General features: G+C 38.6%; 16 protein-coding genes. 2 read left to right on the forward strand and 14 right to left on the reverse strand.

Going from position 1 to position 16,389, the window contains the following annotated elements; genetic code table 11:
* Nucleotides 1-81 precede the first annotated feature (81 nt).
* On the forward strand, nucleotides 82-1,047 hold the full coding sequence (locus ACN6MX_RS18020; protein WP_419960184.1) for a fumarylacetoacetate hydrolase family protein: 966 nt from the start codon (nucleotides 82-84) through the stop codon (nucleotides 1,045-1,047).
* A gap of 14 nt (nucleotides 1,048-1,061) precedes the next feature.
* Complete coding sequence (locus ACN6MX_RS18025) at nucleotides 1,062-1,982, forward strand: VOC family protein (RefSeq protein WP_419960185.1); 921 nt, start codon at nucleotides 1,062-1,064, stop codon at nucleotides 1,980-1,982.
* A gap of 1,361 nt (nucleotides 1,983-3,343) precedes the next feature.
* Here the strand turns inward: ACN6MX_RS18025 and ACN6MX_RS18030 are convergent.
* The 14 genes from ACN6MX_RS18030 to ACN6MX_RS18095 form a co-directional block, all read right to left on the reverse strand.
* Nucleotides 3,344-4,192, reverse strand: coding sequence for an aspartate/glutamate racemase family protein (locus tag ACN6MX_RS18030; protein ID WP_419960186.1), 849 nt, complete (start codon nucleotides 4,190-4,192; stop codon nucleotides 3,344-3,346).
* Nucleotides 4,189-5,571: a flavocytochrome c gene (locus tag ACN6MX_RS18035; protein WP_419960187.1), complete on the reverse strand. Its 1,383-nt coding sequence runs from the start codon at nucleotides 5,569-5,571 to the stop codon at nucleotides 4,189-4,191. The genes ACN6MX_RS18030 and ACN6MX_RS18035 overlap by 4 nt, the downstream gene beginning before the upstream one ends.
* A 4-nt stretch (nucleotides 5,572-5,575) precedes the next feature.
* Complete coding sequence (locus tag ACN6MX_RS18040) at nucleotides 5,576-6,019, reverse strand: GlcG/HbpS family heme-binding protein (RefSeq protein WP_419960188.1); 444 nt, start codon at nucleotides 6,017-6,019, stop codon at nucleotides 5,576-5,578.
* Between the two features lie 23 nt (nucleotides 6,020-6,042).
* Complete coding sequence (locus ACN6MX_RS18045; RefSeq protein ID WP_419960189.1) at nucleotides 6,043-6,777, reverse strand: SDR family NAD(P)-dependent oxidoreductase; 735 nt, start codon at nucleotides 6,775-6,777, stop codon at nucleotides 6,043-6,045.
* A gap of 13 nt (nucleotides 6,778-6,790) precedes the next feature.
* Nucleotides 6,791-8,209, reverse strand: a complete 1,419-nt coding sequence (locus ACN6MX_RS18050; RefSeq protein ID WP_419960190.1) for an FAD-binding protein — start codon at nucleotides 8,207-8,209, stop codon at nucleotides 6,791-6,793.
* 16 nt (nucleotides 8,210-8,225) lie between these two features.
* On the reverse strand, nucleotides 8,226-9,095 hold the full coding sequence (locus ACN6MX_RS18055; RefSeq protein ID WP_419960191.1) for an isocitrate lyase/PEP mutase family protein: 870 nt from the start codon (nucleotides 9,093-9,095) through the stop codon (nucleotides 8,226-8,228).
* Nucleotides 9,096-9,108: 13 nt separating this feature from the next.
* Nucleotides 9,109-9,897, reverse strand: coding sequence for an FAD synthase (locus ACN6MX_RS18060; protein WP_419960192.1), 789 nt, complete (start codon nucleotides 9,895-9,897; stop codon nucleotides 9,109-9,111).
* A 269-nt stretch (nucleotides 9,898-10,166) separates the two neighbouring features.
* On the reverse strand, nucleotides 10,167-11,168 hold the full coding sequence (gene dmpG, locus ACN6MX_RS18065) for a 4-hydroxy-2-oxovalerate aldolase (protein ID WP_419960193.1): 1,002 nt from the start codon (nucleotides 11,166-11,168) through the stop codon (nucleotides 10,167-10,169).
* Nucleotides 11,165-12,049 carry an acetaldehyde dehydrogenase (acetylating) gene (locus tag ACN6MX_RS18070; protein WP_419960194.1) on the reverse strand — a complete coding sequence of 295 codons (885 nt, stop codon included), beginning with the start codon at nucleotides 12,047-12,049 and terminating at the stop codon, nucleotides 11,165-11,167. The genes dmpG and ACN6MX_RS18070 overlap by 4 nt, the downstream gene beginning before the upstream one ends.
* Nucleotides 12,050-12,062: 13 nt before the next feature.
* Nucleotides 12,063-12,833, reverse strand: coding sequence for a 2-keto-4-pentenoate hydratase (locus ACN6MX_RS18075; RefSeq protein ID WP_419960195.1), 771 nt, complete (start codon nucleotides 12,831-12,833; stop codon nucleotides 12,063-12,065).
* A 14-nt stretch (nucleotides 12,834-12,847) separates the two neighbouring features.
* Nucleotides 12,848-13,318, reverse strand: coding sequence for a flavin reductase family protein (locus ACN6MX_RS18080; protein WP_419960196.1), 471 nt, complete (start codon nucleotides 13,316-13,318; stop codon nucleotides 12,848-12,850).
* A 12-nt stretch (nucleotides 13,319-13,330) separates the two neighbouring features.
* Nucleotides 13,331-14,281: a VOC family protein gene (locus tag ACN6MX_RS18085; protein ID WP_419960197.1), complete on the reverse strand. Its 951-nt coding sequence runs from the start codon at nucleotides 14,279-14,281 to the stop codon at nucleotides 13,331-13,333.
* Nucleotides 14,282-14,308: 27 nt separating this feature from the next.
* Nucleotides 14,309-15,265 carry a VOC family protein gene (locus ACN6MX_RS18090; protein ID WP_419960198.1) on the reverse strand — a complete coding sequence of 319 codons (957 nt, stop codon included), beginning with the start codon at nucleotides 15,263-15,265 and terminating at the stop codon, nucleotides 14,309-14,311.
* A gap of 139 nt (nucleotides 15,266-15,404) precedes the next feature.
* Entirely contained in the window at nucleotides 15,405-16,334 is a 930-nt protein-coding gene (locus ACN6MX_RS18095) for an SMP-30/gluconolactonase/LRE family protein (RefSeq protein WP_419960199.1), read from the reverse strand.
* Between the last annotated feature and the right edge of the window lie 55 nt (nucleotides 16,335-16,389).

Here is a 16,389-nt window from a genome sequence, read left to right on the forward strand (position 1 = left end):
AAAATTCAGAATGCTTTTATTGTATTTTTAGAGACCGCTTTCTTCCTATAATGAAACATAATAACTAAAGGAGGATTCAATATGGGCACACGTTTATTACGTTTTGAATATGATGGACAAGTTCGTTGGGGAGTTTACGAAGAAGCTTTACGCCTTGTAGAGGGGACGTTTCCAACTTTACGGAACATTTTAACAGACGGCCACTCACAAATTACAGAAGCTAAAACAGCAGGTGCCATTATCTCATTCGAAGATATTACTCTTTTATCACCTATTACACACGACGGGAATATATATTGTCAAGGTACCAACTACGCCGAACACCGTGAAGAAGCCGGTTTCACGCAACAAAAGCCAGCCTATAATTTACTATTTATGAAGTCCCCAAGTACATTAAGTGCTGCTAATACCAATATAATTTGTCCGCAAGATGTCCAATTGCTTGATTATGAGATTGAATTAGGACTTGTGCTAAAGCAAGATATTACAGAAGAAACCATCATTAACGAACAAAATATAGTTGATTATATCGGTGGATTAATTATTGCTAATGACGTCTCTGCACGCGACATACAAATTGTAGAACAACAATGGTTTAAGGGAAAAAGTTACCGTACATTTTGTCCAACAGGACCTTATCTTTACTTATTAGAACGAGATGAAATTCATTATCTTAATGATTTAGAGCTGATATTAAGAGTAAATGATGAAGTTCGCCAACATTCCTTTAGTGACCATTTATTATTTAAACCAGCTGAAACATTAACTGAAATGTCTACTATTTTTGATTTACGTATTGGTGATTTAATATTAACCGGGACACCTGGTGGAGTCTGTTTACGACTAAATAAAGATATTCTTGAAAAAATGATTGATACAAATGCTACGTACGAAGAAAAAATCAGTTATTTCGTAGACACACAAAAAGAAAATGGTTACTTACAACCAGGGGATATTATCGAACTTGAAATTAAAAGTCGCGATCAATATATTGATCTCGGTAAACAAAGGTCAACCGTTGTCCAAAATATAACTGTAAACTCGTAAAAGGGGGCATTTCGATGATACCGATTTTTCGTTTAGGCTATGCCGTTTTTCTTTCAAAAGAAATAGAAAAAATGGTCGATTATTACACAAATGTATTGGGCTGCGTTTTAGTGGAACGAGATGTAGATGGCACAGCTTATTTAAGCAATGGTTTTGAGCATCATCATATTGTGATTCGCCCTGATCAACATAGCTACTTAAAGGGTATCGGTTGGCAAGTCAATCAGACGATGTCTTTACAAGACGTACAACAAATATTAAAAAATGAAGGCATTGCGAGTAGCTTGGAACATGATGTACAACCTGGTATTTCTGAACAACTTACGCTAAAAGACCCTGATGGCAATAGTATTTACTTATACCATCACATGGCCTTTACATCACCTGGTTATTCGAACATTGGGATTATACCTAATAAACTCGGGCATATTGCGCTAGCTGTAAAAGACGTAGCAAAAAATGTAGATTTTTATCATCGCATATTAGGTTTTTATAAAACAGACAAAGCTTTTGATTTAGCAAATTTTTTAACATGTAATGATGAGCATCATACATTAAATATTATCCAGGCGGAGAAATCATTTATGCATCATATTGCTTTCCAACTTAGGAATCCTGCCCATCAATATGATAGCTCGGATATTTTAGCTCGCCACCATATTCCAACTATATGGGGACCAAGTCGTCATACAGCTGGGCATAATATTGCATCGTATCATTTTGACCCAGATGAACATGTCATCGAGCTTTATACGGATATGGATAAATACATTCCAGAACTTAATATAATGGAACCTCGCCCATGGCATAAAGACACACCACAACGACCTAAAAAATGGACTTCCTTCGAATATTGGGAAACACAATTTAGCGATATTTTACCTACTGTAGAAAATAGAAAAGAAGACCGTCCTTCAATTCGCGTTCCATTATAAGAAAAAAGGGAAAAAAAGGTCCAGTCCTCTAAGATCAAAACCTGTTTCTATCGTTTTCGAAGGGCTTTGGACAGACGTTTTGCTATAGGATTACCGAGTGAACTTTTAGTGAGTATTGGTTGTGACGATTGTCACAACCAATACTCACTTTTTTCGGAAATCTTATGGCGGTTGCCTGTCCGTCAACCTTCTACAACTATTAGAAACAGGTTAGTGAGTTTTTGCTTAACTAGAGAAAAGATACTTTCTAATTCATAGAGCAAGCTCTCGAAGATGCAATTTCGTTCGCTATTTCGCTTCTTTATTTGGCAAACACTTACTATTTCTCTATACTTCCACTAGTACAAAAGAAATCCGCTTTCTTCCTCTATCATTGGATGATTGCATTTCTAATTCAAAATCCATTACAAATAATTTGACCAATCTTATCAGCTAAGCGATAAGCTATACTAAATCTCATAATCGGGTACTACACACTAATTGATTGAAGTGAAAGGTGGCGACTCCGGCGGGATGAGTGAGACAGATGAGATATCACATCGACGCGTTAGCGACGGTGATAGCTCATCGCTCACCCCGCGGAAAGCGTCCACCTGAAACGGAAATCATAGTATTATTCATGATTAAAAACGCCGAAAATCCAGTGTTCATGGGATATTTTTATAAACTTTCTTAATCTTTAAGAAAAACCGGGCAAGAAGAATGCCCAGTCCTTTAAGTTCAAAACCTGTTTCTATCGTTTTCGAAGGGCTTTTGGCAGACGCTTTGCTATTTTATTACCGAGTATTTTTTAAAGAGGCTGGTTGTGACTGACGTCACAACCAGCCTCTCCTTCTTCGGTAATTTTATATGGCATTTGTCTGTCCGTCCCCCTCCTACAACTCTTAAAAACAGGTTAGTGTGGTTTTGGATAACTAGAGAAAAGATAATTTCTAATTGATAGAACAAGCTCACGAAGATGCAATTTCGTTCGCTTTTTCGCTTCTTTATGTGGCAAACACTTACTATTTCTCTTTATTTCCCATTAGCAAGAAAGCCTAGTACCTTCATCCATCATGAAATAATAGCATTTTTCATTCAACCACTATTATAAGTAGCTTTATTCCTAATTAAAATTTGGCTAGCTTTATAATCTAAGCGATATGCTTTGCCAAATTACTTAATGAAGTACTACTCACTATGTTGATTGTAATGCAAGGTGGTGATTCCGGCGGGAGGAGGGAGACAGATGAGAAATCAGTAGGGTTATTCGTTCTTTAAAGTTCCTTGAATCCAGTGTTCACGACACTTTTTTATATAGTTTCTTAATCATTATCAAAAGTATCTCCCTACACATAAATGTGTAGGGAGATGCCTTGTTTTTATATTGGATTGGCTACTGAACGAATGGATAAGCCAAAGTCCATATCAGCTGATACAGCTGGCAGGTTATAATAACCGCGTAGCTTTTCTAGAACTTCAGCTGGTGGTTTTTCGTTGAAAAAGCCGGTGCGTGCAATAGACATGCCACTCACTTTATATAGATCTACCATAGTTTCACACATTTTAATACCTGCGCCAAAGGAATCTATAATCGGTACATTATCCACATGATGAATACCAAAGTTCGCTAAGAAAATATTCATTGGCCCTTCACCAGGAATAATTACATCCGCTCCTTCCGCTATTGCTTGTTGAGCCGCTATTGTAAATTTATCGATAATCGGTTTTGGATTGTTAAAGCCTTCTAAAATATCGTAGAAGCCTATATCCGCTTGGATGATTGGACCTACCTTTTGCGCCAAGCCGTATTGTTGTGCGTTGAAACGCAACTGGTCAACAAGTGGAGCTAAAAAATTCACAATACCAATCTTTGTTCCTAGCATCGATGCAATATGCATAGATGCTTGCCCATAACCTATCACAGGAATATCAACAATTGATCGGGCTTCCAATAATCCAACATCTGGAATCGTACCAATAAAAACAGCATCATACCCGGCTTTTTCAGCAATCATCGCATTTCTAATGAATTGTTCCTTATGCAAGCTTTGCAAATAATTGTACGTGATAAAATGCCCTGGATATTGTTGAGGATAAGTTTCCTTCGACATACCATGTAACACAACGTCTACATCTGGACGAGTGATTTTAGATAAATGGTTTACAACAGCATCTCGATAAGCTGGAATGTCTTCAATGGATGTTAAACTTTGATGCCAAATCTTCAAACCAACGCCTCCTCTATATATGATTGTTGGATTGCTTGCTTAGCAGCAATGCGACCAAATATTGCAGCTTTGCCGAGTGAACTACCCGTCATATATCCTGCACCGTGGAAGCCACCTACAACTTCACCTGCAGCAAACAGACCCGGAATACTTTCACTAAAGGGATTTAGTACTTCTGCTTTTTCATTCACTGATATACCCGCATATGTAGCGAGCATAGCAGTTGAGGTTCTCATAGCATAAAAAGGAGCTGTTGCAATTTTTGTTGGCTTGCCAAATGTGTGCGTAAGTGTTGTTCTTCCTAACACGTCATTTTCTGTATCCACCGCTTCATTATAACTCCATACTGTTTGTTGTAGTGATGAGGGTGGAACGCCAACTATCTTCGCTAATGCTTCGATAGATTCTGCTTGTTCCATTAAGCCTAATTCATAAAGTGATGCAAAATCATATAGAGCATCCCCTTTTACACCTTTATCCATTATTGTTTGATCCCAAAGCTGGAAAGTACATTGATTCGATTGCTGTAATGCAGCGTCTCCTAGTAATTTATAGGACATCGATTCATTTACAAAACGCTCCCCTTGCTCGTTAACGATAATGCCTCCCTTATAAAACGTATGGGCTTGGCGTTTATTATCATTTGTAGAGCTCTGGTGGAATCCATATGTCCCTTTTAAATATGGAGTATCGCGTAACCATGCACCTTGGTCGCATGCCAACCTGATGCCGTCTCCTGTATTACCCGCTCCACCTAAACGGATTGTATTCGTTAGTCCGGGAGCGAATTGTTCCAGTAAGTCTTCACTACGGGAAAAACCACCTGATGTGATAATGATGCCTTTACGTGCTTCCACAACATAAGAATGGTCCCCATATGTTACATGTACTCGCGCAACACGATCGTTTACTTTTTCAAGACGAGTAACTAGAGCATCAGTATATATTTTTGCGCCATGCTCAATTGCTCGATCTTTTAATGTATTAATTGCTTGATCAGGTACAATCGTATGACCACGTGGATTTGTATGACCACTCACCGCCTGGCAATCTTTAAATTGCACTCCTTTTTCGACGAGCCAATTGTACGTGTCTAACTGATGGTGTCCATATGTTTCAATGAGGGTTCGATCATTTTTGTACTGCCCAACATGTAGCATATCCTGTACTAAACTTTCCGCTGAATCAGTAATTCCTAGTTTTTTCTGAAATTCTGTTCCTGCAAATGCCATAAAACAACCGCTTAATAATGAGCTTCCTCCAATATGAGGTTGTTTTTCTAAAACTATCACATTTGCCCCTGCAGCAGCAGCTTCCACTGATGCGCATAAACCCGCCATACCAGCGCCGATAATCACAATATCCACTACTGCTTTCATAGGCTTAGGCTTCCTTTGTTAATACCGCTAGAATATCTAAGCCTGCTTCGCATACTTGCATGTCATGTGTATAGTGCCCACCACTTACACCAATTCCACCGACACATTCTCCGTTAATTTGAATTGGATAGCCTCCTCCAAATACAACTAGACGATCTGTATGCACAAGACCTGTCATTAAAGGTGGATCATCTTTTAAGCGGTCATACCATTCATGTGTTGCACGATTATATGCTGCGGCTGAGAATGCTTTGTTTTGGGCGATTTCTAGCGCTAATACGGGTGCACCATCCATTGCTGAAAATGCTTTTAAATTCCCTGCTTTATCAACAATGGAAATAGCAAATTTCATGCCTAATTCTTCCCCTTTTTTCTCTGCCGCCTCTAGCATTTGTTTTGCTAATTGTAATGTAATTGTTTGTTGTGTGAATGTGTATACTTGCTCCATAATTCTCTATCCCCTTTAAATTATTATTTTGTAAGACCTACTGGCATTCCAGTTCCGAACGCTTCAATCGAAGCAGCTGTTATAGCTTTACTATGTGGTAATGCAATATTGACAATAACATTTGCCATATCAATTGGCTGTAACCATCCTGTTTTATTTAAATCTGGGCCTAATTCATCGGTCATTTTCGTATCTACTGGTCCCGGACAAACAGCATTGACACGAATCCCATATGGCTTTAATTCTTCCCCTATTGCTTTTGAGAAACCAATAACTGCATGTTTAGATGAAATATACGCGCTTCGATTTGGACCACCTTTTGTTCCCCAAATCGATGAAATATTAATAATGGTTCCTTCTTGCTTAGCAATCATGTCTGGTACAATTTGGGCACAGAAATAATAAGGACCATTCACGTTAATATCATGTACACGCAACCATTCCTCTGTCGTTGTATCCACAAAAGGTAACATGCTCATTGCACCTGCATTATTTATTAATATATCTACTGTGCCTAGTTCTTCTTTTACAATAGCGCATGCTTTTTTAACTTGGGCTTCATTCGTTACATCGCAGGTTACAGCAATTGCTCGTACTTTGTATTGCTCATTAATGACATTGACCACTTCCTGACACTCTTCTTCAAGAAGAGAGCAGACAGCAATATGTGCACCATGAGAAGCAAGTAATAAACATGTTTCGCGTCCGATACCTCGACCGCCTCCTGTAACAAGGGCCACCTTTCCATTCAATAGCACTCAAATTCCCCCATTATAAATATGCTTTTTGTTGTGAACCAATCAAGCTGACGGCGTGCTCCCCTGCACGTTTTCCAAATACTAAACAACGTAAAACAGATGTACCTCCTGGATATTTCCCGTAATAAAGTCCGGATGTTTCTCCTGCTGCATATAACCCAGGTATTGGATGATTATCGCCTGATAAGACACGGCCATTTGTATCCGTTGCTAACCCACCATTGGTAAATACATTGCAACAAATAATTGGATATGCAATAAATGGACCCTTATTAATTGGAATGGACCAGTTCGATTTTGGTGGTGTGATTGTTGTCGCTGCTAATCCATCCTTTTGGTTAAATAAAAATTCTCCTGTTGGGCAAGCCTCGTTAAATTGCTCTACCGTTTTGGATAACATCTGTACAGGAATGTCTAAAGCTATAGCTAGTTCTTCAATTGTGTCTGCTACAATTGGAGGGACTTCTGTTTGCAACGCTTCCTCATAGCCAGCTATATCGTACATTTTTTGATCCGAAATCATATAGGCGATATGCCCTTCACATTCGTAGAAAATCTTACGTGCAACAGCTTCATATTGTTCATCTATCGTCGTTTCACCCTCATCGACAAAACGCTCGCCTTGTTGGTTTACTAAAATGCCGTATGGATACATCATGACCCCTGCTTCTTCTCTTTTACTACGAGGATCAACAGTTTCGGCATGGAAAGCATCAAATTGCCCTTGCCCTTTTGCACCAATTCGTAATGCCATACGAATAGCCTCACCTTTGTTGAATAATCCACCTTCTGCAACCGTTGGAATCTTGTGGGCATGACGTCCAATGTATTGAGCCATCATTTCATGGCTTCCTTGGAAACCTCCTGCCCCTAAAATTACTGCATTAGTCGATAAGGTCAGTGTTTCTCCTTCTGCAATACGCACTTTAAGACCTCTTACATTGCCTGATTCGTCCAGTACTAAATCCCATGCAGTTGTTTCATAGATAATTTCTACACCGAGGGCACGTGCACGAAGACTAAGTGTATCAACAATGGCACGACCACCACCAACAGGTAACAGACGTGGTTTAGAAGCCGTTAAAAACATTGTAGGCAAAAAGTCGAAATCTACACCTTTGGACTCTACCCATCGTAATGTTGATCCTGCATTTTCATGTAGTGTACGTATGTACTGCTCGTCTGCGTAATAATCCGAAAACTTCAACATATCTTCTATGAAGTTTGGTGCAGGTTTATCGATATTTTCCATTCGCATATAAGCAGCTGTCCAACGTGTATTTCCACCCCGTTCTTCAAAAGATGCTCGTTCTAAAATAGCAATTTTAATATCAAGATTTTGTGCTTTTGCTTCTTCTGCGGCAGCTAAAGCAGCAGATGTCCCTGCAGCACCACATCCTACAACAATAATATCGTAATCTACTTTTGTCATACGCTTCCTCACTTTCTTACTTCCCAGAATATTGGAGTTCTAATTGTTGAATTTCTTTTAGCTTAAATAGTTGTTGGCGTTGTTCCCATGAGCAGATTAAATCATCCATATTTTTTTGAGACTCTTCCTGGTGCAATAATTTGATTGCTTCCACGGCGCCTTTTATCGCCCCACGTAATGCTGTATTAGCACATAACATAATTTGAAATCCCATTTCTTGTGCCTCTTTACGTGAAACAAGTGGTGTCTTACCCCCCTCGACTAAATTTATAATATGTGGGATACCAGGGACTTCTTTTGTAATCCGTAACAGCTGTTCCATTTCTGTCGGTGCTTCTACAAAAATGGCATGTGCTCCCGCTTCTTTATAGGCATTTGCACGCTCTAATGCTTCTTCCATTCCATAAACGCCTACTGCATCTGTTCTGGCGATAATTGCTAAGTTATCATCTAGTCTTGCATCTAAAGCAGCTTTAATCTTGCCGATCATTTCTTCTTTAGAAATAACTGATTTTCCATTGAAATGTCCACATTTTTTGGGCATCACTTGATCTTCAATCTGAATCGCTGAGGCTCCGGCCCGTTCCAACATTTTCACTGTACGTTGCATATTAATCGCATTGCCAAAACCTGTATCTGCATCTACAACAATCGGAATATTCGTGACATCTGCCATCCAAGATACTACTTGGGCGATTTCCGTTGCAGTAGTTAAACCAACATCTGCCCAACCTAGTTGAGCATTCGAAATTCCTGCACCTGTTGCGTAAATGGCTGGGAATCCTGCTTCTTCGATAATACGTGCTGTCATGCCATCATAAGCTCCTGGTAATATAAACGTACTTGGATTTTGTAGTAATTGCTGAAATTGCTCAGTCTTTTTCATATGTTCCCACCCTTTAATTTACTAATTCCTTCATGTAGTGAGGATTAGCTTCATAGAATAATATTTTGACTTTGTCATTATTTTGAATATCTAGTCCTTTAACGAAATGCTCATCCATCACTTCAATAACGCTTGAATATATATGTTGTTTGGTATGAATCTCCACATTGTAATGCCCCCGTTTTGGTAGTGTAAAGTAAGGCTCAATGCCTTTTTGTAAGTCGTATTGAATTGTATATGGTCGCCCACAAAGCTCATAAATTTTTTCTACATTACCAGCTTTTAATAAGCTACGACAAAGAGTCGAACTAATTTTTTCACCAGCCATTTCGACTTTTGGAGCAACCACAACTTGGATTTGTTGCTGACTTTGTTCAGCAATCATGTGCACTTGCCCTTCACCTTTATATCCGTATTTATAATCAAAACCAGCGACCGCAACTTGCACGCCTAACTTCATTAGATATTGTTCAACAAATGTCTGGGGAGCCAAGGAGGCAAACTCTTTTGTAAAATGAACGATATAAAATAAGTCGACACCCAGTCTCTTTAATTGATGGGTTTTTTCTTCTATGGGCATTAAATAATCCACATAGCTATTTGTTATAACTGTTTTCGGATGAGGAAAAAAACTCATCACAGCCAAGGGCAACTGTTTTATAGATGCATGTCGCTTGGCAATTTGAATAACAGTTTGATGTCCTTTATGTAGTCCATCAAAGAAACCGAGTGCCATCACGCTCTGTTCACTTTCTTGTTGTACAGTCTCTAAATTATCTGCATCAATTAAAATGACTTTCATAATGAGGCTCCTCCTTTTGTCTTGTAATTACGCAGAACTGATAGCGTTTACATTTATGAATTACTATCAAGGATCTCTTCCGTAATACAATTCGTGAATGTTAGTTTAATCATATAAAATAAAGTATTGATCAACTAGAATAGTTTTTTACGAGAATCTATTTATTTTCCGATATATTTTAACGAATTTTTAAGCTCCAACTGTGTCATTGTTTTTACTTCATATAAAAAGCTGTCCAGATAATTAATTCTCTGCACAGCTTCTTGATTTTATTTTGTAGCTCTAATGGTTTGTGCGACTTCATAAATCATATCTTCTTGTCCACCTATTGTTTTCCGGCGACCAAGCTCTATTAAAATGTCTCGTTCATCTACTCCAAATTGCTTTGCAGCTTTTTCAGTATGAAGTAAGAAACTTGAATATACACCTGCATATCCCATCATTAAACTAGAACCACTAATTTCTTGTGGACGTAGCATCATAGGTGCCATAACATCATTAGCGACATCTATAATGTCATATAAATGAACGCCAGTGGCAATATTCAAACGGTCTAATACAGCAATGATAGCTTCCGTTTGCGTGTTTCCACTTCCTGCTCCAAGTGCCCGTAATGAACCATCAATATATGTAGCACCAGCTTCCACCGCTGCCAATGTATTTGCCATCGCCAGTGACAAATTATTATGAGCATGAAAACCAATCTCACAACTAACATGCTCTTTTAACGCTTGGATGCGCTCCGTTACTTCATGTGGCAATAAATAACCCGCAGAATCAGTTACATATACGATTTCAGCACCGTAGCTTTCAAATAATTTCGCTTGTTCAACAATTACTTTCGTATCGGCCATATGTGCCATCATTAAAAACCCTGCTGTTTTCAGACCAAGCTCTCGACTCAGGGCGATATGTTGAGCAGCTACATCAGCTTCTGTTACATGGGTCGCCACACGTGCCATTTTAGCACCTGCTCTTACCGCATTTTGCAAATCGCCTTTAACACCAATACCTGGAATTAACAAAACCGCAACTTTTGAGACATCACATTCATCTACTGCAGCTTCAATTAGTTTTAATTCATCCACTGCTGATAGACCGTATTGTAGGCTGGACCCACCTAAACCATCACCATGAGATACTTCAAAATATTCTATACCTGCCTTATTTAAACCTCGCGCAACCGATCGAACTTGTGCTTCTGTATACGCATGTTGCATTGAGTGACTACCATCACGTAAAGTAACGTCTAATACATGCACATCTTTCATACACGAATTCCTCCAATTACATGATTTTTAGCTATCTCGTTTGCAACACGTGCAGCCGCTGCGGTCATAATATCTAAGTTACCTGAGTATTTTGGAAAGAAGTCACCCGCTCCTTCTACTTCTACAAAAATGGATACTTTTTTCCCATCAAAAATGGGTTCTCCTCTCAAACGATAACCTGGAACATATGATTGGACCTCTTTAACCATTTCATGAACGGATTCTATAATTTCTTGTTCCTTACCTTCTTCAGTTATTAACGCATGCACTGTATCACGCATAATAATAGGAGGTTCTGCTGGATTTAAAATAATGATGGCTTTTCCTTTTTTCGCCCCACCGACTACTTCAATTGCCCGTGCAGTTGTATGGGTAAACTCGTCAATATTTGCACGTGTTCCAGGACCCGCACTTTTGCTTGCCACAGTTGCCACGATTTCCGCATATTCAACTGGGGTAATACGATTAATGGCATATACCATCGGGATTGTAGCCTGTCCACCACATGTCACCATATTGACATTATCTGCTTCAAAATGTTGCGTTAAATTTACAGTTGGCACAGTAAATGGCCCAATTGCTGCAGGAGTTAAATCAATCATCTTTTTTCCCGCCGCTTTGACTACTGCATAGTTTGCCTCATGCGCATATGCACTTGTCGCATCAAATACAATATCAACTAAGTCCATTTGATCACTCAAACCTTCAATGCCATTCTCGATTGTTTTATATCCCCGCTCTTTTGCTCTGCGTAATCCTTCAGACGCTGGATCTATACCAATCATCACTGACATTTGTAAATAATCACATCGTTCAATTTTATACATTAAATCCGTCCCAATATTGCCTGAACCGATAATTCCTACTTTTAATTTTGACATACTATCACCTCTTTTATGAAAATGCGACACGAACAGTGCCGTACGTTCCAAAATCTGCTTCGAAAGTATCACCAGCTTCAAACGGTACTGCTGCCGTAATGGCTCCTGCTAAAATGAATTGCCCTGCTTTTAATGTAATATCGTAATCACTTAACATATTAGCAAGCCATGCAACAGCCTTTGCTGGATTTCCCATTACTGCACTACTTACACCTTTATCAAATACTTCTCCGTTACGCTTAGCAACTAATTCAATTGTCTTCAACGCTTGTAAGTCAACAGCTGTACGCATTTGACCGATAACTGCTCCTGCTGAAGAACCGTTATCAGCAACAGTATCTTGAAATTGAAATTGCCAATTTTCTATTCGACTATCAATAATCTCAATAGCAGGTGCAATCGCCTCCGTCGCCTCAATGACATCTTGTTCTGACACATTTGGTCCTTGTAAATCCGATTTTAAGAAAAAGGCCAGTTCAAATTCTACTTTCGGTTGTAAAAATTGACTCACTTTAACCGGTTCTTCTTCGACATATACCATCGTATTTAAAATATGTCCAAAGTCAGGCGTCGTCACTTTAAACATGTCTTGCATCACTTTACTTGTTAATCCAATTTTCATGCCCACAATTTCGGCTCCCGCTTCTGTTTTTTCTTGAATTTGAAGAAGCTGGATACGATAAGCATCGTCAACTGAAATATCAGTTGACGATGTAAATGGGGCAATCGGTTGCTTATTCATTTCAGCTAATCTTAATAGTTGAGCTCCTTGTTGAATATCCACCGACGGTTCCCTCCTTATACTGGCACTGTCTCCAGTGTTCGGTATTTCCCTGCATAAAACAATAATGGCTCTCCCTCTTGTACACGAATATCACGAACTTTACCAATAAACAATGTATGGTCTCCTTCGATATATTCAGCAACAACGTCACAGCTTACTTGCGCTAAAGCATTTGGTATTACAGGAATATCTGCCAGTGTTTCAAATGTCACTTCACGATCTTCTTTTATTTGCCCCGCAAAAATCATCGACTGTTCCTGTTGGTCTGCAGCTAAAATATTGACAGCGAAAATGCCACTTTCTTTGATTTTTGACAGACAACGTGCATTTCCTCCGATTGAAATGACCACTAATTTTGGATCAAGCGATACGGACATAAATGCATTTGCAGTCATTCCATGTGGCTGTCCCTCATGCAGCGTTGTAATAACTGTCACACCTGTCGCAAATTTGCCCATTGCATCACGGAATAAACGATCTTCCATTTTCCATTCCTCCTATGCTTTTATTGTTGGATTATTTTCTGTTTTGCCATCCATTTGGTCGCCCCAATACGTAAAGCCTATATCCATTTCATCTAATGTCCAGCGAATCGGTTCCCAATCTGGTTCGAATATTAAGTAACCATTTGTAAAGATTTCAAGACGTACACCACTACCTGGGTCAATGGCATAAATATACATAGCTTGTGAAATACCGTGTTTTCCAGGTCCCTTAAAGTAAATGCCATTTTCCTTTAGAATATCTGCCGCGCGCAATAAGTCTTGTGCATTATCTAACCAATATGCAATATGATGCACTTCATGTGTAGATGGTGCATTCGGGTCAAAACTGACTGCAATATCATGTACAAGTGGAGTTACACTCAGCCATGCACCTAAGTAGCTACCATCTGGTGCTTCAATATACTCACGTAAATTAAAACCTAATTGTTCTTGTAAAAAGTCCGCAAACTCTTTAGTAGGTAAGGAAGATAATAAATTCACGTGGTCAATACGTCTTGGTGATATCCCTCGGTTCCACGAACGATGCGTTTGGTTTTTAAGTACCGAGCGCGTTTCAGCTGACGCCAATGTTTTTTCCATTTCAAAATAAATTTCAAACGTATGATGACTCGGTGTTTTAAAGCGGAATGCTTTTCCTTGCCCGGCTTCAGTACCCGGCTCCACCCAGTCAATTTCCATCCCGTTAGCCTTTAAAGATTCTGCAAATGCATCAACATCTTCTATACGCTTCGTACGCCAAGCAATATGGTCTAGGCAGGATTCTTCTCCAGCACGAATTGATAATGTATGATGTTCAAAGTCTCCCCACGCACGTAAATAGTGCACCCCGTTTACTACTTCCGTTTCTTCTAATCCAATGACTTCCTTAAAGAACCATAATGATTTTTCTAAGTCTGTACTCACTAATCCGAAATGTCCTAGTTTTGAAATTTCTGGTTTCATATGTTATTTCTCCCCCTTTAATACTAGTTAGCGTGCTTCAATTGTAATATTATTTAACTCTTTATCTTGAACGCTTTCGCCCCAATATGTGTTTCCTGCAGTTAACTGTTCATCTCGTGTCCACTCAATTGGCTCCCAATCTGGCTCGAATATTAAATAACCACCTGAGAATAGTTCTACACGACACCCACTTCCTGGATCCATTACATACAAATAAATTGCTTGTGTAATTCCATGTTTACCTGGACCAATAATTGGAATGCCTTGCTCTTTTAAAATGTCTGCTGCACGTAGAATATCTTGCGAATTGTCTAACCAATAAGAAAGATGATGTAAACGAGCTTTTGATGGTAAAGTTGACTTTTGTACTAGTGCAACATCATGAACAAGAGATGTTACACTCAACCAGCCAGCTAAAATACCGTCATCCCCTTTTACATATTCACGCAAGTTAAAGCCGAGTATATCAAGTAAGAAATCAAATGTAAGATTAGCATTTGTAGATGTATGAATATTCACATGGTCAAGGCGGCGAGGAGATATGCCTTTTCTATGAGCTTTATATACTTGGTTTTTTAAAATAGATTTATATTCTGATGCAGCTTCTGGTTTTTCTACATCATAATAAAACTCAAATGTATGTCCGCTCGGCAATTGGAATCGAATTGCATCTCCAATCCCAGGTGTGGATCCCTTTGGACATTCTTCCACTACTACGTTTGCTTGTTGCAAAAGCCCTTTAAACCCTAGAACACAATCTTTTGTTTTCGTCCTCCACCCAATTCGTTTTACATACGAGTCATCTCCCTGTTCGATGCTTAACGTATGGTGTTGGAAGTCACCCCATGCCCGAAGATAATGTACTCCGTCGATCTTTGCCGTCTCTTCTAAACCAATGACTTCTTTAAAAAACAATAGTGATTTTTCTAAGTTTGTACTTACTAATGCTATGTGACCTAATTTTGCAATTTCTGGTTTTTCCATTCTCAACCCTCCACTACCTAACTCTCCTGTTTAGCTCTCTAAACTTATATTTATAATATAAAAAGAAAACGGTTTCAGTTAGAGCTCTTTTTATCTATAATTACAACTTTTTTAAACAATTTTTATTGAATTTTGGTATTTAGCATGATGGCACTACAAATTGTTCTATACCAACACTAGATATCGGTATCTCTAATAAGTAACCAGCTAAAGGTTCTTTAGTCCCCTGTGATAATGGTTCTTTGGCGGTTGTTATAAAAAGCGTATTTAATCCTTCGCCACCAATAACACATGATGTAACATGTGAAACGGGTAAATGAATTTCTTCTAAAACTTGCATCGTTGTTGGATTTAAACAAATAATTCGTGTTGGCTTATTACTTTTTTGAGCGATAAGCCCTCCTTTAAACAACGTTATCCATAAGTTACCTTGCGCATCCATCGTCATTCCACCTGGATATCCTTCTAGCATTTCAGACGTGTAAACAATCCGTTGAAATTCTAAAATACCTCTTTCTGTAAACTTATATTGAAAAACAGATTGTTTAGCTGCATCAATATGATAAAATGTATTGGTTTCTTTCTGCCAGGCTAAACCATTTGATAGTGTAATATTTTCAAGTAGTGCCAGTATTTCTCCTTTTGGGCTAATACGAAATAGCTTTGAATTATGAAAAGGATAATCCGACATTACTGTTGGTGCTGTTTCTCTAAACTTTTTAAAAAATCCATCCGATGAACCAACCCATATATAGCCATCTGGACCACATTTCGCATCATTTAAATAATGCAATGCATTTAATCCAGAAGGAAAGGCGAACGGTTTTTTTGTCCCCATCTTAAAGTTAATCTTATATAAACCATCTTTATACACGCCGATAAATTGACCATCTTCTGTAGACACAATTGCTTCAAGAGGTCCCATAGCATTATAAACAAGTTCTTCTTCTGTGTTTGGATTGTATGTAATAATTTTTTGTGCGATAATATCCAACCAAATGACTCCGAACTGCTTATGCCAAATTGGCCTTACTGCAAACTCTGCTTGATAATGACCACATGTTTTCATCTTTTCACCACCTAAAAATGTTTATAAAAAAAGAGAAGAGCCCTAAACTTTTCTC

Source organism: Psychrobacillus sp. BM2 (genome assembly GCF_048572895.1).
GTDB lineage: Bacteria > Bacillota > Bacilli > Bacillales_A > Planococcaceae > Psychrobacillus.

Bases quoted from the DNA above. Each gene is read 5' to 3' on its own strand.
- ACN6MX_RS18020 (WP_419960184.1), top strand. From the start codon at position 82: ATGGGCACACGTTTATTACGTTTTGAATATGATGGACAAGTTCGTTGG.
- ACN6MX_RS18025 (WP_419960185.1), top strand. From the start codon at position 1,062: ATGATACCGATTTTTCGTTTAGGCTATGCCGTTTTTCTTTCAAAAGAA.
- ACN6MX_RS18035 (WP_419960187.1), bottom strand. From the start codon at position 5,571: ATGAAAGCAGTAGTGGATATTGTGATTATCGGCGCTGGTATGGCGGGT.
- ACN6MX_RS18040 (WP_419960188.1), bottom strand. From the start codon at position 6,019: ATGGAGCAAGTATACACATTCACACAACAAACAATTACATTACAATTA.
- ACN6MX_RS18050 (WP_419960190.1), bottom strand. From the start codon at position 8,209: ATGACAAAAGTAGATTACGATATTATTGTTGTAGGATGTGGTGCTGCA.
- ACN6MX_RS18055 (WP_419960191.1), bottom strand. From the start codon at position 9,095: ATGAAAAAGACTGAGCAATTTCAGCAATTACTACAAAATCCAAGTACG.
- ACN6MX_RS18060 (WP_419960192.1), bottom strand. From the start codon at position 9,897: ATGAAAGTCATTTTAATTGATGCAGATAATTTAGAGACTGTACAACAA.
- dmpG (WP_419960193.1), bottom strand. From the start codon at position 11,168: ATGAAAGATGTGCATGTATTAGACGTTACTTTACGTGATGGTAGTCAC.
- ACN6MX_RS18070 (WP_419960194.1), bottom strand. From the start codon at position 12,049: ATGTCAAAATTAAAAGTAGGAATTATCGGTTCAGGCAATATTGGGACG.
- ACN6MX_RS18080 (WP_419960196.1), bottom strand. From the start codon at position 13,318: ATGGAAGATCGTTTATTCCGTGATGCAATGGGCAAATTTGCGACAGGT.
- ACN6MX_RS18085 (WP_419960197.1), bottom strand. From the start codon at position 14,281: ATGAAACCAGAAATTTCAAAACTAGGACATTTCGGATTAGTGAGTACA.
- ACN6MX_RS18090 (WP_419960198.1), bottom strand. From the start codon at position 15,265: ATGGAAAAACCAGAAATTGCAAAATTAGGTCACATAGCATTAGTAAGT.
- ACN6MX_RS18095 (WP_419960199.1), bottom strand. From the start codon at position 16,334: ATGAAAACATGTGGTCATTATCAAGCAGAGTTTGCAGTAAGGCCAATT.